We start from the raw sequence: 21,182 nt of genomic DNA, 5'->3' as shown, positions 1-21,182 counted from the left end.
GTCAGCCTTCCCCGTTCCCGTTGGTGATGCGAGGCCCGACGGCGGCGCCGCTCGGGGCGGCCTCCGCGGCGCGGCCCGGCGTCGTCGGCCCGGACACGCTGCCCGAGGACCGCACCGTCACCGGCGCGGCCTTCTGCTGGCCGCGGATCCGCAGCACGCGCGGCACGGAGTGCTCGAGCGGCCTGCCGTCCGGCCCGAGGGCCGGCGCGTCCATCGCGTTGGACCGCGCGTACACGCCCGGCGCCGGGAGCGGCGCGACGGTGCGGCCCTCGGCGAGCGCCCTGACGCGCAGCTCGGCGACGTAGCGCTGGGTCTTCTTCGGTTCGAGCCGGCGGCGGTGGGTCAGCATCAGCGCGCCCACCGCGGCGGTGACCAGCAGCACGCCGACCGTCTCCATCGCCAGCACGTAGTCGCCGAACAGGATCCGGGCCAGCCCCACCGGGTTGGCGACCTCGTCCTCCGTGATCGGCGGCCCGCCGGTCAGCGCGGCCTGCGTGACGACGCCGGTCAGCACGACGGCGAGCCCGGCACCGAGCAGCAGCCCGATCCAGCGCTGCCCGCGGATGGTCTCGGTCAGCGAGTCCGACGCGTCGACGCCGACCAGCATCAGCACGAACAGGAACAGCATCATCACCGCGCCGGTGTACACGACCACCTGGACGACGCCGAGGAAGGGCGCGTTCGAGGCGATGTACATGATCGCGAGGCTGACCATGACGAACACCAGGCACAGCGCCGCGTGCACGGCCCGCTTGACGAACAGCAGGCCGAGCGCGGCGAGCACCATGAGCGGCGCGAGCGCCCAGAACAGGAACGCCTCGCCCCCCGAGGTCGTCAGTGCGGTGGTCAGACCGCCCACGTCGGGAGTCATCGGATCGCTCCTTCGGGAGCGGCGTCGAGCGCCGGTTCCTGGGCCGACGGCGCCTGCACCGATCCGGCCGCCGCCTCGCCGGCCGCCTTCTCGGCCGCGCCGGGACCGGCGTCGGGCCGCAGCTCGTGCTGCCGCGGCGCCGGGCCGGGCCGGCTGCCCGAGGCCACGGCCGCGGCGGCGTCCAGGGTCTCGTCGTCCGGACGGCGCTCCGTGACCCAGTCGACCTGGGCCTGCGTCGCGCCGAGGACGTCGCCCCGGTAGTAGTCGGTGTCGGTGGTGCCCTCGGCCATCGGGTGCGGCGCGGCGAGCATGCCCTCGGTCAGCGGGGCCAGGAGGTCCTGCTTCTCGAAGATCATGCCCGCGCGGGAGTTCCCCGCCAGCTCGTAGTCGTTCGTCATGGTCAGGGCCCGGGTGGGGCACGCCTCGACGCACAGGCCGCAGAAGATGCAGCGCAGGTAGTTGATCTGGTAGACGCGGCCGTAGCGCTCGCCGGGGCTCATGTGGGCGCCGTCGGGCGAGTCCGCCGCCAGCGCACCCGGCTCCGCGCCCGCGTTCTCGGGCAGATCCGCGTTGGACGCGCCCTCGACGTAGATCGCGTCCGCCGGGCAGGCCCAGGCGCACAGCTCGCAGCCGATGCACTTCTCCAGGCCGTCCGCGTACCGGTTGAGCTGATGGCGCCCGTGGTACCGGCTCTGCGGCGCCTCCTTCTTGCGCGGGTAGTCCTCGGTCACGACCGGCTTGAACATCGCCGCGAACGTGACCCCGAACCCCGCGACGGGCGCGAGGAACTCGCCCAGGCCCGTGGCCTGGGGGCGTAGCGGCTGATAGCCGGCCGATTCGTGCTTGGGATCACGAGTCATGACCAGCCACCTCCTTTCCGAACCGCGGGGATGCGGGAAGCTTCTGGCCGGGCAGCGGGGGCACGGGGTAGCCGTCGGCGAACGCGTCGATCGGCTCGGGCTCCGCCTCTTGTTGCGCCCGGCGTCGTTTCTCGGGCCAGAACATCAGCGGGAGCAGGACGAGTACGACCACGCCGCCCGCCAGGTAGAAGAAGGTCGAGCGCGGCAGCTCAGCGACGTTGAGCGCCCACTGCACGCCGCCCAGCACCACGACCCAGCCGAGCGCGACCGGGATGAGCACCTTCCAGCCGAACACCATGAACTGGTCGTAGCGCAGGCGCAGCAGCGTGCCGCGCACCCACACGAAGAAGAACATGACGGCCCAGACCTTGACGAGGAACCAGACGATCGGCAGCCAGCCCGTGTTCAGGAAGTCGCCGAGGAACCCGTCGGGCACCGGCGCGCGCCAGCCGCCCAGGAAGAGCGTCACGCACACGGCCGAGACGTTGAGCATGTTGATGTACTCCGCCAGGAAGAACCAGGCGAACTTCATCGACGAGTACTCGGTCATGTAGCCGGACACGAGCTCGCCCTCGGCCTCGGGCAGGTCGAAGGGCAGGCGGTTGGTCTCGCCCACCATCGAGATGACGTAGACCACGAACGCCGGGGCCAGCGGGATGAACCACCAGATGCTCGTCTGGCTCGACACGATCTGCGAGGTCGACATCGACCCCGCCATGACGAACACGCTGACCAGGCTCAGCCCCATGGCGAGCTCGTAGCTGATCACCTGGGCCGTGGACCGCACCGCCCCGAGCAGGGGGTAGGTCGACCCGGAGGACCAGCCGCCCAGCACGATGCCGTACACGCCCACGCTCGCGCAGGCCAGGATGTAGAGCACCGCCACCGGGAAGTCGGTGAGCTGGGCGGGCGTGGTGAAGTCCGTGAACGGGATCGTCACCGCGGGCCCGAACGGGATCACCGCGAACACGAGCAGGGAGGCCGCCACGGAGATCATCGGCGCCAGCAGGTAGACCACCCGGTCCGCCCGCGTGACGTTGATGTCCTCCTTGAGCAGCAGCTTCATCGCGTCGGCGAGGGACTGCAGCAGGCCCTTGGGCCCGTGCCAGTTGGGGCCGGGCCGCAGCTGCATGGCGGCCACGACCTTGCGCTCGAACCAGATCGCGAACAGCACCGACGTCAGCAGGAAGACGACGATCAGCACCGCCTTGACGACCGACGCGAGGATCGGCTCGTTGCTGAAATCGGCGGCCACTCCCGCGGCGGCCCAGGTAACGCCATTCATCGTTCCTCGTTCCCGTCCTCGTCGGGCGTCACGGTGCCTGCGCGCCGCACCCGGACGACGTCGCCCGGCGTGGCGCCGAGCGTGTCGTGCACCCGGCTGCCGAAGCTCGCCAGCGGCAGCCAGACGACGCCGTCGGTCATGCCGAACGTGATCGCGACCGGCAGGGTGATCGCCCCGCGGTCGGTGCCGACCTGGCAGGACTCGCCGTCGGACAGGCCACGGGCCGCCGCCGTCGCGGGCGACATCCGCGCCACCGGCTGCTTGGCCGTGGCCGCCAGGTGGCGTTCGCCGTCCTGGCCGCGCGCGTCGTCGAGCAGCATGCGCCACGACGCGAGGACCGCGGTCCCCTGCCCGCCGCCCTGCGCGGCCTCGGTGCGTCCGGCGACCGTCCGCGTGCCGGAGGCCGCGACGGGTGCCGCGCTCCGTGCCCCGGACCAGGCGCCGAGCGCCGCCACGGCGAGGTGCGCCTCGGCGGGCGTGCCCGCCCCGAGGTCGCTGCCGAGCAGCTGCGCCAGGGCGTGCAGCGCGCGGTGGTCCGGCAGCGCGGCCGATTCCAGCGCCGCGCCGAACGACCGCACGCGGCCCTCCCAGTTCCAGTACGAGCCGGCCCGCTCGACGGGCGGCGCGACCGGCAGCACGACGTCGGCCAGCGCGGTGACCTCCGAGGCCCGCACCTCGAGCGAGACGACGAACCCCGCGGCGGCCAGGGCCGTGCGCGCGTGCGCCGGGTCGGGCAGGTCCGCGAGCTCGACGCCGCCGACGACGACGCCGGACAGGTGCCCGACGCTGAGCGCGTCGATGATCCCGGTGGTGTCGAGGCCGGCCGTGGCGGGCAGGTCGGCCCCCCAGATCCGGGCGACCTCCGCCCGGGCGGCGCCGTCGGTCACGGGACGGCCGCCCGGCAGGAGGTTGGGCAGCAGGCCCGCCTCGACGCCGCCGCGCTCGCCGGCGCGGCGGGGGATCCAGGCGAGCCGGGCGCCCGTGGCCTCCGCGAGCGCGAGCGCCGCGGAGTAGGCACCGGGCGAGGCCGCGAGGCGCTCCCCCACCAGGATGATCGCGCCGCCGGCCCGCAGGGCGCCCGCGGCGTCGGCGGTGGCGTCGTCGAGCAGATCCGCCGCGGCGGTGTCCGACGGCGAGTCCTGGATCGCGGCGAGCGTCTCGGCCTCGGCCCCGGGGACGGTCGGCAGCAGCGTGCCGGAGAGCTTCGCCAGGCCCCGCGAGGCGAACGGCGCGACGCCGAACACGCGCGTGCCGTTCCGGGCGACGCCCTTGCGCAGCCGCAGGAAGGTGACCCCGGCCTCGTCCTCGGCCTCCAGGCCCGCGAGCAGCACGGCGGGCGCGTTCTCGAGGTCCGCGAACGTGACGCCGATCCCGGTCCCGGCCACCGCGTGGGCGAGGAAGGTCGCCTCCTCGGCCGAGTGGGCGCGGGCGCGCTGGTCGATGTTGTTGGTGCCGAGCACCTGGCGGGCGAACCGCGACCAGGCGTAGGCGTCCTCGACGGTCAGGCGGCCGCCGGGCAGCAGGCCGACGCCGCTCGCGTCGCGCGCGGCGGCGAGCCCGCGGGCCGCGATCTCCAGCGCCTCGGCCCAGGAGGCGGGCCGCAGCTCGCCGTCCTCGCGGACCAGCGGCGTCGTCAGGCGATCCGGCGCGGACTGCCAGGTGAACGCGAAGCGGTCCTTGTCGGTGATCCACTCCTCGTTGACCACCGGGTCCTCGCCGGACAGCCGGCGCAGCACCTGGCCGCGGCGGTGGTCGATGCGGATCGCGGAGCCGCACGAGTCGTGCTCCGCGATGGAGGGCACGCTGACCAGGTCGAACGGCCGCGACCGGAAGCGGTAGCTCGCACCCGTGAGCGCGCCGACCGGGCAGATCTGCACCGTGTTGCCGGAGTAGTAGGAGGAGAAGCCCTGGCCGGCCACGTCCCGCTCGCGGACCTCGGCGTCACCCTGACCGCCCTCGAACCCGAGCACGTCCTCGTCGTACCGGCCGATCTGCTGCTTCGCCCCGCGCATCTGCAGCGCGATGAACGCGTCCCCGGCGATCTCGTCCTGGAACCGCGTGCAGCGCTGGCACAGCACGCAGCGCTCCCGGTCCAGGAGGATCTGGCTGCTGACCGGGATCGGCTTGGGGAACGTCCGCTTGACGTCCTCGAACCGCGTGTCGGCCCGTCCGTTGCTCATCGCCTGGTTCTGCAGGGGGCACTCGCCGCCCTTGTCGCACACGGGGCAGTCCAGCGGGTGGTTCATGAGCAGCAGCTCCATGACCCCCTGCTGCGCCTTGTCCGCGACCTCGGACGTGGCCTGCGTCCTGACCACCATGCCCGGCGTGACCGTCATGGTGCAGGACGCCTGCGGCTTCGGCATGGGCTTGACGTTGCCCTCGCGGTCCGGCATCGCGACGTCGACGAGGCACTGGCGGCACGCGCCCGCGGGCGCGAGCAGCGGGTGGTCGCAGAACCGCGGGATCTCGATGCCGAGCTGCTCGGCGGCGCGGATGATCAGCGTGCCCTCGGGCACGTCGGTCTGGATCCCGTCGATGGTGACGCTGACGAGCCTGGGACCCGTCACGGCCTCCCCGGCGCCGTCCGGCTTCGGTGTGGTGACGGTCATCGGTGACCTCCCGCGCCGGCGCCGACGAGTGCGGTGCCTGGCGTCCTTGTTCTGGGGGTGTACGGGAAGAGGGCCGACGCCGCCGGGTCGAACGGGCAGCCGTGCCCGTCGAGGTGCGCCTGGTACTCGTCCCGGAAGAACTGGATGCTCGACGTGATGGGTGCCGTGGCGCCGTCGCCGAGCGCGCAGAACGACCGGCCGAGGATGTTGTCGCACAGGTCGAGCAGCAGGTCGATGTCACCGGAACCCGCCGCTCCGTCTTCTATGCGCCGCAGGATCTGCTTGAGCCAGTAGGTGCCCTCGCGGCACGGCGTGCACTTGCCGCACGACTCGTGCGCGTAGAACTCGGTCCACCGGCTCACCGAGCGCACCACGCACACCGTGTCGTCGAAGATCTGCAGCGCGCGCGTGCCGAGCATCGACCCCGCCGCGCCCACGGACTCGTAGTCCAGCGGCGTGTCGAGGTGCTCGGCGGTGAACAGCGGCGTCGATGAGCCGCCGGGCGTCCAGAACTTCAGCGGGCGCCCGCCGCGCATGCCGCCGCCCAGGTCGAGCAGCTCGCGCAGCGTGATGCCGAGCGGCGCCTCGTACTGGCCGGGTGTGGTGACGTGCCCGGACAGGGAGAACAGGCCGTGGCCCGTCGACCGCTCCGTGCCCATGCCCTTGAACCAGTCGGCGCCCTGGGCGATGATCCCGGGGACGCTCGCGATGGTCTCCACGTTGTTGACCACGGTGGGCCGCGCGTACAGGCCCGCCACCGCGGGGAACGGCGGCTTGAGCCGCGGCTGCCCGCGCAGTCCCTCCAGGGAGTCCAGGAGCGCGGTCTCCTCGCCGCAGATGTAGGCGCCGGCCCCGGCGTGCACCGTGATCTCCAGGTCGAACCCGGAGCCCAGGATGTCCGTGCCGAGGTAGCCCACGCGCCGCGCCTCGGCGACGGCCTCCAGGAGCCGCCGGTACACGTGCAGCACCTCGCCGCGCACGTAGATGAAGGCGTGCTTGGAGCCGATCGCGTACGACGTGATGATCACGCCCTCGATCAGGTGCTGCGGGCTGGCCAGCATGAGCGGGATGTCCTTGCAGGTGCCCGGCTCGGACTCGTCCGCGTTGACCACGAGGTAGCGCGGCTTGCCGTCGTCGGGCGGCAGGAAGCCCCACTTCATGCCGCTGGGGAACCCGGCGCCGCCGCGGCCGCGCAGGCCGGAGTCCTTGACGGCCTGCACCACGTCACCCGGCGGCATCTTGAGGGCGGCCTTCAGCCCGTCGTACCCGCCGTGCTTCTCGTACGTCGACAGCCGCCACGAACGCGGCGCGTCCCACGTGTCCGTGAGGACAGGAAGGAGGTCGGTCATCTCGCGTCCTCTCCGGGCTTCTTGTCCTTGCCCGTCTCCAGGTCCGACGACGTCGCCGGCGTGCGCTCGGCGCTGGAGCCCGGCTCACCGGTGATCGTCCCGGGGACCTCGCCGGCCGCCTGGTCCGTCCCGGTCCCGTCGCCGGGGGCGTCGTCCGCCCCGGTGCGGTCCGGCGCCGTCGCGCCCCGCTCGCGGGCGAACCGGAGCCCGGCGAGCGACGCCTCGCCCGCGCCCACGCCCTCGTGGGCGCGGCCGTCGGGGAAGCCGGCCAGGACCCGGCTCATCTGCTTGAACGAGCAGACGCTGTCCGCGCCGCGGGTCGGCGCGACGGCCTCGCCCGCGCGCAGCCGGTCCGCGACAACCGTGGCCGACTCCGGCGTCTGGTTGTCGAAGAACTCCCAGTTCACCATCATGACCGGCGCGTAGTCGCAGGCCGCGTTGCACTCGACGCGCTCCAGCGTGATCGCGCCGTCGTCGGTCGTCTCGTCGTGCCCGACGCCGAGGTGCTCGCTGAGCTCGTCGAAGATCGCGTCGCCGCCCATCACCGCGCACAGCGTGTTGGTGCACACGCCGACGGTGTACTTCCCGTTGGGCTTGCGCTTGTACTGCGTGTAGAACGTGGCCACGGCGCTCACCTCGGCCGAGGTGATGCCGAGCTGCTCGGCGCAGAACATGATGCCGTCGCGGCTGACGTACCCGTCCACGGACTGCACCAGGTGCAGCATCGGCAGCAGGCCGGACCGCGGGTCGGGGTAGCGCGCGGTGATCGCCGCGGCGTCGTGCTGCAGGGCCGCCAGCGTCTCGCCGTCGTACCCCGAACGCGTCTGAACAGGTTCCGCCGTCATCGGTCCACCCCTCCCAGCACGGGGTCGAGCGAGGCGACCGCGACGACGACGTCGGCCAGCTGGCCGCCCTCGCACATCAGCGACGTCGCCTGCAGGTTGTTGAACGAGGGGTCCCGGAAGTGGGCCCGGTAGGGACGCGTGCCGCCGTCGGACACGACGTGCACGCCGAGCTCGCCGCGCGGGTGCTCGACCGTCTGCCACGCCTGGCCGGCCGGGACGGGGAAGCCCTCCGTGACCAGCTTGAAGTGGTGGATCAGGGCCTCCATCGAGGTGCCCATGATCTTGCGGATGTGCTCGAGGGAGTTGCCCTGGCCGTCGGCGCCGACGGCGAGCTGGGCGGGCCAGGCGATCTTCTTGTCGGCCACGATCACCGGCTCACCGACGCTCGCGTCGAGCCGCTCCAGGGCCTGGTCGATGATGCGCATGGACTGGTAGCACTCCTCCATCCGGAGCACCACGCGGTCGTAGCAGTCCGCGTTGTCCGAGACGGGGACGTCGAAGTCGTACGTCTCGTAGCCGCAGTACGGCGCGGACTTGCGCACGTCGTACGGCAGGCCCGTGGACCGCAGCACCGGGCCCGTCACGCCGAGCGCCATGCAGCCGGCGAGGTTGAGCGTGCCGACCTCCACGAGCCGCGACCTGAAGATCGGGTTGGCGAGCATCAGGTCGCCGAGGTCCTTGAGGTAGCCGCGCACCTTCTTCAGGGCCTCGCGGGCCTGGTCGGTGAAGCCCTCGCCCACGTCCTGCGCGACGCCGCCGGGGCGGATGTACGCGTGGTTCATGCGCAGGCCGGTGGCCGCCTCGAACAGCCGGAGGATCTCCTCGCGGGCGGTGAACGCGATGGTCATCACCGTGGTGGCGCCCATCTCGTTGCCGCCCGTGCCGATGCAGATCAGGTGCGACGTGATCCGGTTGAGCTCCATCATCAGCACGCGGATCACCGAGGCCCGCTCGGGGACGTCGTCGGTCACGCCGAGCAGCCGCTCCGTGGCCAGGCAGAACGCGGCCTCCTGGAAGAACGGCGCCACGTAGTCCATGCGCGTGCAGAACGTGGGGCCCTGCGACCAGGTGCGGAACTCCATGTTCTTCTCGATGCCGGTGTGCAGGTAGCCGATGCCCGCGCGGGCCTCGGTCACCGTCTCGCCGTCGACCTCGATCATGAGCCGGAGCACGCCGTGCGTGGACGGGTGCTGCGGGCCCATGTTGACGAGGATGCGCTCCTCGCCGATCGCCTCGCGGGCGATCTCGTCCCAGTCGCCGTCGCCGTACGCCTCGAAGCCGCGGACGGTGCGGGCGACGTCGTCGTCGATCGGGCGCGTGGCGTGCGCCGGTCCCGCGTGGCGCGGGCCGTGCGGCCGCGGTCCTGAGCCGTGCGAGCTGCTGTCCATGACCTCTGCGTGGGGTTGCGCTGTCGCGGTCACGAGTAAGCCCTCCTCGTGTCGGGCGGGGGCACGGTGGCCCCCTTGTACTCGACCGGGATGCCGCCCAGCGGGTAGTCCTTCCGCTGCGGGTGGCCCTCCCAGTCGTCCGGCATCTGGATGCGCGCCAGGCCGGGATGGCCGGTGAACACGATGCCGAAGAAGTCGTACGTCTCGCGCTCGTGCCAGTCGTTGGCCGGGTACACGGACGTGGTGGACGGGATCCGGGGATCCGCGTCGGGCGCCGTCGTCTCCACGCGGAGGCGGCGGTTGTGGGTCACGGAGACCAGGTGGTACACGGCGTGCAGCTCGCGGCCGGTCTCGTGCGGGTAGTGCACGCCGGAGACGCCGAGCGACAGCTCGAACCGCAGGTCCTGGTCGTCGCGCAGCGCCTGGCACACGGCCAGGAGGTGCTCGCGCGCGATATGCAGGGTCAGCTCGGCCTGCGGCGCGTCCGGCGACTCCGCGCCGTGCCGGTCCACGACGACCTTCTCGATCGCGGCCGCGGGGTCGGTGCCGCCGTCCCGCAGTACCTCCGCGAGCACCTCCACGACGCGGTCGAACCAGCTGCCGTACGGGCGCGGCGTCGCGCCCGGCATCGCGACGGGCTTGACCAGCCCGCCGTACCCGGACGTGTCGCCCGAGCCGCGCGCGCCGAACATGCCCGTGCGCACCTCGACGATCTCCAGGTGGTTCACGGGGCGTTCGAGCTCCGCGCGCCCGCCGTCGCCGGCCCCGCCGTCGGCCCCCGAAGGGACCGCCTTGTCATCAGTCACCGCAACAGACCCTTCTGGAGAGAGGTCGGGGTCGCCTCCATGGCGGCGGCCTCGGCCGCGCGGGCGATCTCGGCCCGGTTGCCGCCGAGCGGCTCGTTCCTGACCTGCTCGTGCAGGGCGAGGATCGCGTTGATCAGCATCTCGGGGCGCGGCGGGCAGCCGGGCAGGTAGATGTCGACCGGCAGGATGTGGTCGACGCCCTGCACGATCGCGTAGTTGTTGAACATGCCGCCCGACGACGCGCACACGCCCATGGACAGCACCCACTTGGGCTCGCTCATCTGGTCGTAGACCTGGCGCACCACCGGCGCCATCTTCTGGCTGACGCGCCCGGCCACGATCATCAGGTCCGCCTGGCGCGGCGACGCGCGGAAGACCTCCATGCCGAACCGCGACAGGTCGAAGCGCGATGTGCCCGCGGCCATCATCTCGATGGCGCAGCAGGCCAGGCCGAAGGTGACCGGCCACATCGACGCCTTGCGCATGTACCCGGCGAAGTCCTCGATCGTCGTCAGGAGAAATCCGGACGGCGCTTCCTCGACACCCATGTCTCTATCCTTCCGATGCCCTCGTGACGCTTCCTCGTGCTTGCTGCGGGCGGCTGCCTCGTTCCTCGGCAGTCGCCCTCGCTGCGCCCTTCGTCAGCGTCATGACTCAGACCCAGTCGAACCCGCCGCGGCGCCACTCGTAGACGAACGGGACCGTGATGAGCGCCAGGAAGGCGAACATCGCGACCAGTCCGAACGTGGCGAGGGCCGTGAAATCGACCGCCCACGGGTAGAGGAAGACCACCTCGATGTCGAAGACGATGAACGTCATCGCCACGAGGTAGTACTTGATCGGCAGGCGCCCGCCGCCGGTCGCGTGCGGCGTCGGCTCGATGCCGCACTCGTACGCGTCGAGCTTGGCGCGGTTGTAGCGCTTCGGGCCGATGATCGCGCTGGCGCCCACGCCGCCCAGGGCGAGCACGGCGCCGATCCCCATGAGGATGAGGATGGGAACGTAAGGATTCATGATGCGACCTTCGATGTACTGACCTTCATGAGATGACCTTCGGTGAGATGACCTTGAGGTGTCGCTTCACGAGCGTGGCACCACCTTCGTCAGGAGAGCGATCGTGCGGTCGATCCAGTCGCCGCCGTTCGGCTCGTAGCAGTCGGACAGGAACTTGAGCACGAACTGCATCACGACCTTGCGGGGCAGCCCGTACTTCACGCAGGCACGCATGACCTGCGGTTGCTCGATGAGCCGCACGAAGTAGCGGCCGAGGGTGTAGTAACCGCCCAGGTCCCCGCGCATGCGCTCGGTGTACTGCTCAAGGGCCGCCTCGCGCGCGTCGTCGGACCGCTTCTGGCGGGAGGTCACGATCGCGTCGGCGGCCACGCGCCCGGCCTGGAGGCCGTAGGCGATGCCCTCGCCGTTGAACGGGGAGACCATCCCGGCGGCGTCGCCTGCGAGCAGCAGGCCGGCGTCGTACAGCGGCCCGCGGTTGAAGCCCATCGGGAGGGCCGCGCCGCGCACCCTGCCGACGGCGGCCTCCGGGGAGAGCTCCGACCCGGCCGGGGCGGAGTTGCTCAGCCAGGTGTCCTGCAGCGACCGGTAGTCGATCCCGGCCGCGGACTGGCGGGCGGGCGTGCTGTGCACGCTGCCGAGGCCCACGTTCGCGGTGCCGTCCCCGAGCGGGAAGACCCAGCCGTAGCCGGGCAGCAGCGCCGACCTCCCGGGCTCGCCCGCCCACAGCTCCAGGTGCGACTCCATGAACGGGTCGGCGTGCAGGGGCGTCCGGTAGTAGCCGCGCACCGCCGTGCCCATGGGGCGGTCGTCGCGCCGCAGCCGGCCGACGCCGGTCGCCAGGCGCGAGCTCACGCCGTCGGAGGCGACGACGACGGGCGCGCGGAACGTGCGCTGCGGGCCGTCCGGGCGCCCGGCGCCGTCGAGCGGCTGCGCCGTGACGCCCGCGACGCGGCCGGTGCGCTCGTCGGTGACCGCGCCCGTGACCTTGGTCCGGGTGTGCAGCTTGGCGCCGCTCGCCTGGGCGTGCTGCGCGAGTTTGTGGTCCAGCGTCTTGCGGGCGTGCGCCATGCCGTACGCCGGGAAGGACGCCAGGTCGGGCCAGTCGAGCTCCCACGACCGGCCCGAGGCGTGCACGCGCAGGCCGCGGTTGCGGATCCAGCCGTCCCGCTCGTCGGTGGCGACGCCCATCCGGGCGAGTTCCGCCACGGCGCGGGGCGTCAGGCCGTCGCCGCAGATCTTGTCGCGCGGGAACTCCGCCTTCTCCAGGAGCAGGACGTCAAGCCCTGCGGACGCGCACCAGTGCGCGGTGGACGAACCGGCCGGGCCGGCGCCCACCACGATGACGTCAGCGTCGTCGCTGCGGTGTTGCACGTGCTCACCCCCGTTTGTGAACTCGATGCCGCGTCCTGACAGGTCCTTGTGAACCCTGTCACAACACCGCCACACTAGCCATACGAGACGGACATTGGGTAGCAAGGTGAACCTAACTTGGGACCGTGATCTACATCACCCCCGCTGATGAGGGGCCGCGAGGCGGCCCCCGGGATCGGGCGGCGGGGCCGGCGCCGGAAGGCGGGCGCGGCGCGTGGGAGCATTGCCTCATGTCACGTGCCGGGCTGGAGAAGAACCCCGAAGAAGTCGCGTCCATGTTCGACGGCATCGCCAGGCGTTACGACCTCACGAACAACGTGATCTCGCTGGGCCAGGACCGCCGCTGGCGACGCCTGGTGCGCGAGACGGTCGCGGCGCGGCCCGGGGACGTGATCCTGGATCTCGCGGCCGGGACCGGCACGTCGAGCGACCCGTTCGTGGAGGACGGCGCCCGCGTGGTGCCCAGCGACTTCAGCCTCGGCATGCTCGAGGTCGGCAAGGAGCGGCGCCCGGACCTGCCGTTCGTCGCGGGCGACGCGACGAAGCTGCCGTTCGCCGACGGCGCGTTCGACGTCGTCACGATCAGCTTCGGCCTGCGCAACGTCGTGGACACCTCCGCCGCCCTGCGCGAGATGCTGCGCGTGACCCGCCCCGGCGGCCGCGTGGTGATCGCCGAGTTCTCCACGCCCACGTGGATGCCGTTCCGGGTGGCCTACCGGGAGTACCTGATGCGCGCGCTCCCCGTGATGGCGGGCGCCGCCGGGCAGGACAAGGGCTCGTACGAGTACCTCACGGAGTCGATCCGCAGCTGGCCGGACCAGGTCGCCCTGGCGAAGCTCATGCTGGAGGCCGGCTGGAAGCCGGTCCAGTACCGCAACGTCTCGGGCGGCATCGTCGCCCTGCACCGCGGCACCCGCCCGGCCTGAGGCCGTACGTCACAGCCCGCGGCCCTACCTCGGCGGGAGCGCGGCGGCCTATTCTGGGGAGCGATGAGTGTTATCGCGCCCCCGCTCGCGCCGCCCCGGCTCGTGGTCCGGACCTCCCGCACCGCGGATCTGCCCCAGTCGCTGACGGCGCTCGTCGATCTTCTCCCGGACACCCGCCCGCTGAGCTGGGTGCGGCACGGCGACGGCGTCGTCGGCTGGGGTGAGGCCCTGCGGTTCGAGACGTTCGGCCCCGGCCGGTTCGCCGACGCCGAGCACGCCTGGCACCAGGTCCTGATCGGCGCGGAGGTGCACGACGACGTCGGCGTCCCCGGCACCGGCCCGATCGCCTTCGGCTCGTTCGCGTTCGACGACGTCGTCCCCGGCGACGAGTCCGAGGACCCGACACGCGCGTGCGGCGCCCTGATCGTGCCGCGCGTCGTCGCCGGCCGCCGCGACGGCGAGTGCTGGACGACGACGATCGAGCTGGTCGGCGACCGCGCGGCCCCGGCCCCGGACGCGTTCCGGCACGCCTACCCGCACGTCGCGGTCACCGCGCCCGGCCGCGTGACCTGCGCCGACGGCTCCGTGGCTGCGGAGGACTGGAAGTCCGTCGTGGCCGAGGGCGTCGCCCGGATCAGGACGCACGAGCTGGACAAGGTCGTGCTCGCGCGCGACGTCGTCGCCACGGCCGAGCGCCCCGTGGACCCGCGCCACCTGCTGCGGCGGCTCGCCCAGGGGTACGAGTCCTGCTGGACGTTCAGCGTCGACGGCCTGGTGGGCGCGACGCCGGAGCTGCTGGTGCGCAGCGAGAAGGGACTCGTCACCTCCCGGGTGCTGGCCGGCACGATCCGCCGCACCCGCGGCCCCGGCCACGACGAGGCGGACCTGCTCAACGCGGCCCGGCTCGCGAGCTCGCCGAAGGACCGCGAGGAACATACCTACGCGGCGCGCTCCGTCGCGGCCGCGCTGGAGCCGTACTGCTCGTCGATGAACGTGCCCGAGGCGCCGTTCGTGCTGCACCTGCCCAACGTGATGCACCTGGCCACGGACGTCACCGCCGTGCTCGACGGGTCCCGGGGAGGCACCCGGCCGCCGTCGTCCCTCTCCCTGGCGGCGGCCCTGCACCCGAGCGCCGCCGTGTGCGGCACGCCGACCGTGGCGGCGCGGGGCCTGATCCGCGAGATCGAGGGCCTGGACCGGGCACGCTACGCGGGCCCGGTCGGGTGGGTCGGGGCCGACGGCGACGGCGAGTGGGGCATCGCGCTGCGCTCGGCGGAGCTGTCGGAGCGCGACCCGCGGCGCGTGCGGCTGTTCGCGGGGTGCGGCATCGTCGCGGCGTCGGACCCGGTCGCGGAACTCGCGGAGTCCGAGGCGAAGCTCGAGCCGATGCGGTACGCCCTCGGCATGGACTGAGCGGCACCCGGACCGCCGTCCGCCTGTCACGATCCGGATACGAACACGGCCGATGGGGCCGGTTCGGGGTGGACGGCCCCGATACGTCATTACGGTCTGTTCCCGTGACCTTCGACCCAGGCGTTCCCCAGCCCGGCGCGCAGTATCCCGCTGCCGGCTCCAACCCGTACGCGCCGTCCCAGGGCGGCCAGCCGTCCCTGGCCGCGGCCGGCCCCTACCAGACCACCCCGGGCGGCTACCCCGATCCGGCGGGCCGGCCCCAGCCCTCGGGCACGGACGGCTTCTCCCTCGCCGCGCTCATCACGGCGATCCTCGGCCTCGGCCTCGTCCCGGTCATCCTCGGCATCGTCTCCCTGACGCGGATCAAGAAGTCGGGCCAGGGCGGCCGCGGGCTCGCGATCGCCGGCATCGTGCTCGGCGTGCTCGAGATCGTCGCGGGGATCGCCGTCCTCGTGTCCCTCGTGTCGATCGCCGGCAACGAGGACTTCCAGGAAGGCCTCCGGTCGGGATACGAGCAGGGTCTGTCGGAGAGCATCACGATGGAGGAGGGAACCTGTTTCCTGTCCGACGCCGGGATCCCCACCCTCGACACCATGACCCGCACCGGGTGCGACGGGCCGCACAGGGGCGAGGTGATCGGGGCGTACACCTTCCCGGACGGGGACTACCCCGGCCAGAAGCGCGTCGACGCCGCCGCCGGCAAGGAGTGCAACAAGCTCTTCGAGAGCTACGTCGGAACGGACTTCCAGACCTCGGTGCTGGACATGGGCTACCTCTACCCGACCAACGCGTCGTGGACGCTCGGTGACCGCTGGATCACCTGCTACGCGATGACCATGGACGGGTCGCCGCTGAAGAAGTCCGTCCAGGGCACCGCCAAGTAGGGCGGTCCCTGCCGGCCCGGCGGGTGCGGGTACCGCCGAGCCGGCGGGCGGCTACGGCATGCCCGCCTCGGGGCCCTCGCCGATGGGGCGCTCCGGGTCGCCCCAGACCTGTTCGCGGAAGCCGGACCAGGTCTGCACGTCGCTCGTGGCGCCCACCAGGTCGATCTGGGCGTCCGACAGCGCCAGCAGCCACGCGACGATCGTCGCCGGGGGCTCCTCGGCGATCTTCCCGAAGTCCGGGCAGCCCAGGTTGACCCCGGAGATGTACATCGTCGCGCTGCCGTCCATCGAGACGTACCCGGCGGACGTGTCCGTGCCGGCCGTCGTGGGCTTGCCGTCGGCGGTGTCGTACGCGTACGTCTTGAGCCAGAACCCCGGCGTCTTGACGTGGTCCGCGACGATCTTCAGCACGTCACGGCGCTCGGCCTCGTGCGTGACCGGGACGGAGACGAGCTCGATCGACCGGATCCCGCTGATCTCCAGGTCGGACGTCCTCAGGTCGGCCGGGAGCGAGAAGGTGTGGGTGTTGTCCTCGCCCGCCGGGAGCATCGGCAGGGTGACGCTCTTCTTCTCGCCGTCGCACACGTAGCCGACGGACAGCCCCTCGGCCGACGGGTCGTCGCTGAAGATCTCGGCGGCCTTCTCGCCGGACGCCTTGTCCGTGCCGTCGTCCTTCGCGCCGCCGTCCGTCCCGTCGCCTGCTCCCCCGGCGGCGTCCCCGCCGCCGGTCACGCCGTCGACGACGTCGCCCACGCCGTCCGTGACGTCGTCGACGACGTCACCGGCGGGGTCGTCCGTCGCCCCGCCCCGCGACGGGGAGGGGGACGACGACGCCGGGCCCGACCCGGACGGCGACGGTGACGGCGATGCCTCGTCGCAGTCGACCCAGTCGATCCATTCGATCGGGTCCCAGCAGTCCGCCTCCGCGGCGGCGACCGACATCGGCTGCAGGCCGCCGAGCGCCAGCACCACCCCGAGCACGACCGCGGCGGACTTGGCGGGCACCGTGGGGTCGCGGTCGCCGGGCACGTCGTCGTCGGACGGCACGGGGGCCGCGGCGGCCTGCTCCCGCGGCGCCCACGAGACGATGACGACGCCGCCGATGACGCCGAGCAGGAACCCGACGAACCAGCCGCCGAGGTTCACGCCCGACAGCGTGTACACGGAGATCACCAGGATGATGACGCCGTAGAAGATCCGGTGCACGGGCTGCCACATCGACAGCAGGCCCAGCAGGATCAGCGCGAGGGGCAGGACGATCGCCTGGACGCCCTCGATGCCGATGGCGAGCTGCATGTCGGGGATGCCCTCGACGCCGAACGTGTCGGCGAACGCCCCGAGGTCGATCGGGCCGGAGAGCAGGAGTTCCAGGCCGGCCAGGACGACCAGCACGGCGCCGACGAACGGGCGCCCCGCGTGCCACTCCCGGAAGGCGCGCCGCCGGGAGCCGCCGCTCAGAAGCACTCCTCGCCCTTCGTCAGCTCGAGGTGCAGGTCGGTCAGCTTGAACACCGCCGCCTGCGTGCTCCACGAGACCTGCTTCAGGCCGTCGATGTCGATGGAGTCGGAGTCCATGGCGAAGTCGCCCCGGTGGCCCTTCGCCGCGGTGTTGACCGTGGAGGCGTCCACGCCGATGCGGATGTTGCGGAAGACCGCCGTCCCGGAGAGGTCGGTCATGCCGATCTGCAGGTCGGTCGCCTCGGCCGGGCGGCCCTTGCCCGTGCCGGCCGAGATCTTCAGGCCGACCTTGCCGAGGCTGGTGTCCTGCACGACCGTCTGGCAGAGGTTGTAGAGCTTGGCGTCCTTGATGTTCGCGATCGCCGCCGGGTGGTGCTTGCCGTTCGTGTCCGTGGCCACGCCCGCGTACTGCGAGAAGCCGGTGCCGTCGAGCTGGGTCGCGGCGATCTTGAACGGCTGGCCGGAGATGGCGAACGAGACCGGGACGGCGCCCTGCGCCACACCGCCGAGGAGCACGGATGACGCCACGGCGACCGGGAGGGCGGCGAGCGCCACACGCCCCGCGCGCGACTTCGTGAGGTTGCTGAGCTTCATATGTTTCCCCTTTGACACAAGTCGAGGCGACGCCTTCGTCGTCAGAGCGCGACCGTATCGGACTACTGAGTTGTCGTCAATTGTCGTCCCGTGATTCTCGCCGGGCAAGGACCGGCACAGGCCGGCGCGGGGTTCGCGCACCGCGCTGACGTCGTCGGACACCCACCGGGCACCTGCTCACGGAACGGGACTTCACCCGCGCTCCGGACAGGTTGGTAGATATGCTCAGCTCATGGCAAGCAGCCGCAGAACTCGTCTTCGCCCGGAGGAGCGCCGGGACCAGCTCGTCGCCCTCGGTGTGGCCACCCTGGCCAACCGCCCGCTCTCGGAGGTGACTGTCGAGGAGATCGCCGCGGAAGCCGATGTCTCCACGGGCCTCGTCTACTACTACTTCGGCTCGAAGAACGGGCTGCACCACGAGATCGTGCTGCGCGCCCGCGACTCGATGCTGCACGCGAGCGAGCCCCGCGACGAGCTCCCCCCGCTGGAACGGCTGCACGACACGCTGGTGCGCCTGGTGGCCTACGTGCGGGAGCACGGGCCGACCTTCTACTCGCTGGTGCGCGGCGCCGCGAGCGGCGACGAGGAGGTGCGCGAGCTCATCGAGAGCGCGCGGCGGGAGCAGACGGAGCGCGCCGTGGCGGCGGCCATGGGAATGGGCGTGCCGGACTCCGAGATGCTGCGGATCGCGCTGCGGAGCTGGGTCGCGCTGGCGGAGCAGGCGCTGGTCGACGGCGGCCTGAACACCGACATCCCGGCCGAGGAGCTGGTCGCCTACCTGGAGAAGAGCATGCTGGGCGTCGTGAACGCGATGGGGGCAGAGCTGCCGGCCGGCGTGCTGACGGCCGCGGGCGCGCGGTGAGGCGCGCGGGGCGAGGCGTCAGAGCACCTTGACCATGAGCAGGCAGGGGTTCTCGGCCCACAGGTCCGGGAACTCCTCGACCGGCAGGAAGCCGACCGCCTCGTAGAAGGCGCGGGTCCGGTCGTACCCGGGGTCCGGGCTGGACGGCCCGAACGTCTTCACCGTCAGGAGCCGCACGCCCTGCGCGCGCATGTCGTCCTCCACCCGCCGCAGGAGCGCCCGGCCGATCCCGGTGCGGTGGTGCTCGCGCCGGACGGCGAGCAGGTGCACCTCGGCCGTGCTGTCGTAGCGCGGGTCGAGCAGCAGGATCCCCGTGATGTCCTCGACGGGGACGTCCGCCCCGTCGGGGGTGCCGTCGAGCACGGACGGCCCGTCGACCGCCAGATAGTTGGGGAACTTACCCGCGGCCTCGACGTACTCGTCCGTGAACTCCCCGAGCCCGAACCATTCAGGGAGTTCACGCAGGATGTCGTGCGCCGCGTCGGAGCGGCCACGCGTTCTCACCAAGTCATAGGTCCCGATCACGGGCCTCAAGGTAGCGCTCGAAGAGGCAATGCACTATCCCCGGTAGTCATAATTCCTTAAAGATATCTTCGCCCCTTTGCGACCCTTTGAGGTTCGTTCGCGGCATCTTTATTATCGTTCTTTGTACGCCATGGGGTTCTTTCCACCCAGAGGAGAGATGGAAAGAACCCCATGGTTTGTGGTGCGAAACGAGCCGCCTGAGGCCCGGTTCGCCCCTGATGGGACGGCGCCGCGGTGACGGGTGAGGCGATGCCCACACCGCGGCGTGTCCCGACGTGAGGGCGTGTCGTCAGTTCGACGTTGACGCTCCTCGTGCTCGGCTACGGGCGAGTGCCTCGTTCCTCGGCCCTCACCCTTCGCCGAACCCTTCGTCGCGTCAGTTCCCGAACAGCTCCCGGAGCCAGTCCGGGATGTTCCCCGGATCGGTCTGGTCGCTGCCGGAACCCTCCTGCCCCTCCTGCCCGGACATGTCGTCCTGCCCGGGAAGCTGTGGTTCCTGCTGTCCCTGCCCGGAGGTCTGCTCCTCGTCCAGCACGGCGAGCGTCACGTCGACCTGCCGGGTCTCGCCGTCGCCGTCGTCGCCGACGACGGTGACCGTGGTCTCGTCACCCGCCCCGTACTCCCGCACGAAGGCGGTCAGGGACTCCGGGCCGTCCACCGCGTCCTCGCCGATGGCGACGACGACGTCCCCGACCTCGAGGCCGGCCTCCTGCGCCGGCGAGCCCGCGACGACGTCCTCGATCCGTGCACCGCGGCGCGTGACGCCGTCGGCGGTGGCGGTGGCGTCCGAGAGCGAGACGCCGAGGAACGCGTGCTCCGCCGTGCCGTCGTCGATCAGCTGCCGCCCGACGTCGGTGGCGAGGTTCGACGGGATGGCGAAACCGAGCCCGATCGACCCGGACTGCCCGCCCATGCCGCCCGACAGCGTGAGGATCGAGGAGTTGATGCCAATCACCTCGCCGTTCGCGGTGAACAGCGGGCCACCGGAGTTACCGGGGTTGACGGCGGCGTCGGTCTGGATGGCGTTGGTCACCGACACGGCGCTGCCGTCCTCGGCCGACGCCGTCACCGGGCGGTTCAGGGCCGAGATGATGCCGGTGGTCGCCGTGCCGTCGAGGCCGAGCGGGTTGCCGATCGCCATGACGGGATCGCCGGTGGTGACGGCGTCGGAGTCGCCGATGGTGGCGGCCTTCAGGTCGTCCGGGACGTCCTGGAGCCGCACGACGGCGAGGTCGGTCGTGGCGTCCGTGCCCACGACCTCGGCCTCGAGCAAACGCCCGTCCGAGAGCGCCACCTGCACCTGCTCGGCGCCCGCCACCACGTGGTTGTTGGTCAGGATGTGCCCGTCGGCGTCGATGACCACGCCCGAGCCCTCGCCCCCGCCGGACTGCGTGGCGACCTGGATCGAGACCACCGAATCCTGCACCGCGGCGGTGACCGCCTGCCAGTCCGGGGCGTCGCCGCTGGAGGAGACGGGGACGGCGTTCTGCTGCCGGGCCTCGCCGACCTCCGCGAGGGACGCCGCGCGGCTGTCGCCGTCGAACAGCGAGATCGCACCGGCGGTGCCCGCGCTGGCAAGCAGCGCGGCGATCGCCGCGGCACCCACGACAGGCCCCCAGCGGCTGTCCCGCCGCGGCTTCGGGGCCGTGCCCGCGGCGCCCGGGGCCGCGTACGGATTCCCGGCGTACGCGGCCGGCGGGGCGGGCGGGGCCGGCTGGGTCCCCGGTGCGGGCTCCGTGCGGTGCGAGGCCGGCGGGTACTCCGGGGCGGGCTCCGCGCCGCGCGGGGCCGGCGGGAACTCCGGCGCGCCGTGCTGGGCGGGAAGTGGCCGGGTCGGGTACGAGGTCTGCGCCGGCGGAGCCTGTTCGGCGGGCCGCGCGGCCGGGGCCGGCGTCGCGCCGGTTCCGACCTGCGCCGCCCGGGCCTCCGCGGCCGGGGTCGGCGTGCCGGGGTCGGCCGGTGCCGGTTCCGCCGGGGGCGGCGGCGGAGCCGGGTGCGCCGCCTCGGGGTCCTGTCCCTGCTGGCCGGTGGGGTTCTGCTGGCTGTTCACGGGTGGCCTCCTTCATCCGTGAACCACTACACGCCCCCACCCTGGCGCAACCCTTGACCGACGCTGTGAGTTC

19 protein-coding genes are annotated in these 21,182 nt (G+C 72.2%); 4 read left to right on the top strand and 15 right to left on the bottom strand.

Features of this window, described 5'->3' with window-relative positions; translation table 11 throughout:
• Position 1: 1 nt before the first annotated feature.
• The 11 genes from ABD208_RS01295 to ABD208_RS01245 all read right to left on the bottom strand — a co-directional run bounded on the left by ABD208_RS01295 (position 2) and on the right by ABD208_RS01245 (position 12,398).
• Positions 2-871 carry an NADH-quinone oxidoreductase subunit J gene (locus tag ABD208_RS01295; RefSeq protein WP_344098857.1) on the bottom strand — a complete coding sequence of 290 codons (870 nt, stop codon included), beginning with the start codon at positions 869-871 and terminating at the stop codon, positions 2-4.
• Positions 868-1,731 (bottom strand): NADH-quinone oxidoreductase subunit NuoI, encoded by an 864-nt coding sequence (gene nuoI / locus ABD208_RS01290; protein ID WP_344098856.1) that lies wholly within the window; start codon positions 1,729-1,731, stop codon positions 868-870. The genes ABD208_RS01295 and nuoI overlap by 4 nt, the downstream gene beginning before the upstream one ends.
• Positions 1,721-3,016 carry an NADH-quinone oxidoreductase subunit NuoH gene (gene nuoH / locus ABD208_RS01285; RefSeq protein WP_344098855.1) on the bottom strand — a complete coding sequence of 432 codons (1,296 nt, stop codon included), beginning with the start codon at positions 3,014-3,016 and terminating at the stop codon, positions 1,721-1,723. Before nuoH ends, nuoI begins: the two co-directional genes overlap by 11 nt.
• Positions 3,013-5,625, bottom strand: a complete 2,613-nt coding sequence (locus tag ABD208_RS01280; protein ID WP_344098854.1) for an NADH-quinone oxidoreductase subunit G — start codon at positions 5,623-5,625, stop codon at positions 3,013-3,015. Before ABD208_RS01280 ends, nuoH begins: the two co-directional genes overlap by 4 nt.
• The gene (gene nuoF / locus ABD208_RS01275) at positions 5,622-6,974 is read right to left on the bottom strand and encodes an NADH-quinone oxidoreductase subunit NuoF (RefSeq protein ID WP_344098853.1); all 1,353 of its coding nucleotides are present in this window, start codon (positions 6,972-6,974) and stop codon (positions 5,622-5,624) included. Before nuoF ends, ABD208_RS01280 begins: the two co-directional genes overlap by 4 nt.
• Positions 6,971-7,819 carry an NADH-quinone oxidoreductase subunit NuoE gene (gene nuoE, locus ABD208_RS01270; protein WP_344098851.1) on the bottom strand — a complete coding sequence of 283 codons (849 nt, stop codon included), beginning with the start codon at positions 7,817-7,819 and terminating at the stop codon, positions 6,971-6,973. Before nuoE ends, nuoF begins: the two co-directional genes overlap by 4 nt.
• Positions 7,816-9,207, bottom strand: coding sequence for an NADH-quinone oxidoreductase subunit D (locus ABD208_RS01265; protein ID WP_344098850.1), 1,392 nt, complete (start codon positions 9,205-9,207; stop codon positions 7,816-7,818). The genes nuoE and ABD208_RS01265 overlap by 4 nt, the downstream gene beginning before the upstream one ends.
• 29 nt (positions 9,208-9,236) lie before the next feature.
• Positions 9,237-9,935 carry an NADH-quinone oxidoreductase subunit C gene (locus ABD208_RS01260; RefSeq protein WP_344099995.1) on the bottom strand — a complete coding sequence of 233 codons (699 nt, stop codon included), beginning with the start codon at positions 9,933-9,935 and terminating at the stop codon, positions 9,237-9,239.
• Between the two features lie 74 nt (positions 9,936-10,009).
• A complete protein-coding gene (locus tag ABD208_RS01255) occupies positions 10,010-10,561 on the bottom strand; it encodes a NuoB/complex I 20 kDa subunit family protein (RefSeq protein WP_344098849.1) in 552 nt (183 codons plus the stop codon).
• A gap of 106 nt (positions 10,562-10,667) precedes the next feature.
• Positions 10,668-11,030: an NADH-quinone oxidoreductase subunit A gene (locus tag ABD208_RS01250; protein WP_344099993.1), complete on the bottom strand. Its 363-nt coding sequence runs from the start codon at positions 11,028-11,030 to the stop codon at positions 10,668-10,670.
• 63 nt (positions 11,031-11,093) lie between these two features.
• A complete protein-coding gene (locus tag ABD208_RS01245; RefSeq protein WP_344098848.1) occupies positions 11,094-12,398 on the bottom strand; it encodes a geranylgeranyl reductase family protein in 1,305 nt (434 codons plus the stop codon).
• A gap of 230 nt (positions 12,399-12,628) precedes the next feature.
• Here ABD208_RS01245 and ABD208_RS01240 point away from each other — a divergent pair, with 230 nt between their 5' ends.
• The 3 genes from ABD208_RS01240 to ABD208_RS01230 all read left to right on the top strand — a co-directional run bounded on the left by ABD208_RS01240 (position 12,629) and on the right by ABD208_RS01230 (position 15,621).
• Entirely contained in the window at positions 12,629-13,324 is a 696-nt protein-coding gene (locus tag ABD208_RS01240) for a demethylmenaquinone methyltransferase (RefSeq protein WP_344098847.1), read from the top strand.
• A 63-nt stretch (positions 13,325-13,387) separates the two neighbouring features.
• Positions 13,388-14,737 carry an isochorismate synthase gene (locus ABD208_RS01235; RefSeq protein WP_344098846.1) on the top strand — a complete coding sequence of 450 codons (1,350 nt, stop codon included), beginning with the start codon at positions 13,388-13,390 and terminating at the stop codon, positions 14,735-14,737.
• A gap of 104 nt (positions 14,738-14,841) precedes the next feature.
• Positions 14,842-15,621, top strand: coding sequence for a DUF4190 domain-containing protein (locus ABD208_RS01230; protein ID WP_344098845.1), 780 nt, complete (start codon positions 14,842-14,844; stop codon positions 15,619-15,621).
• Between the two features lie 51 nt (positions 15,622-15,672).
• Here ABD208_RS01230 and ABD208_RS01225 read toward each other — a convergent pair whose 3' ends face one another.
• Together ABD208_RS01225 and ABD208_RS01220 are read right to left on the bottom strand one after the other, a co-directional pair.
• A complete protein-coding gene (locus ABD208_RS01225; RefSeq protein WP_344098844.1) occupies positions 15,673-17,085 on the bottom strand; it encodes a DUF6114 domain-containing protein in 1,413 nt (470 codons plus the stop codon).
• Positions 17,076-17,672 (bottom strand): DUF6230 family protein, encoded by a 597-nt coding sequence (locus tag ABD208_RS01220; RefSeq protein WP_344098843.1) that lies wholly within the window; start codon positions 17,670-17,672, stop codon positions 17,076-17,078. Before ABD208_RS01220 ends, ABD208_RS01225 begins: the two co-directional genes overlap by 10 nt.
• A 232-nt stretch (positions 17,673-17,904) precedes the next feature.
• Between ABD208_RS01220 and ABD208_RS01215 the strand changes: the two genes are divergently transcribed.
• Positions 17,905-18,534, top strand: coding sequence for a TetR/AcrR family transcriptional regulator (locus tag ABD208_RS01215; protein ID WP_344098842.1), 630 nt, complete (start codon positions 17,905-17,907; stop codon positions 18,532-18,534).
• Between the two features lie 18 nt (positions 18,535-18,552).
• Here the strand turns inward: ABD208_RS01215 and ABD208_RS01210 are convergent, their stop codons facing one another.
• Together ABD208_RS01210 and ABD208_RS01205 are read right to left on the bottom strand one after the other, a co-directional pair.
• Positions 18,553-19,059, bottom strand: a complete 507-nt coding sequence (locus tag ABD208_RS01210; RefSeq protein WP_344098841.1) for a GNAT family N-acetyltransferase — start codon at positions 19,057-19,059, stop codon at positions 18,553-18,555.
• Between the two features lie 376 nt (positions 19,060-19,435).
• Positions 19,436-21,109 carry a S1C family serine protease gene (locus tag ABD208_RS01205; protein ID WP_344098840.1) on the bottom strand — a complete coding sequence of 558 codons (1,674 nt, stop codon included), beginning with the start codon at positions 21,107-21,109 and terminating at the stop codon, positions 19,436-19,438.
• Between the last annotated feature and the right edge of the window lie 73 nt (positions 21,110-21,182).

It is taken from the genome of Myceligenerans crystallogenes (assembly GCF_039529775.1).
Classification (GTDB): Bacteria; Actinomycetota; Actinomycetes; order Actinomycetales; family Cellulomonadaceae; genus Myceligenerans; species Myceligenerans crystallogenes.
The sequence above is the reverse complement of the archived record's forward strand: the minus strand, read 5'-3'. Positions and strand labels throughout refer to the sequence as shown.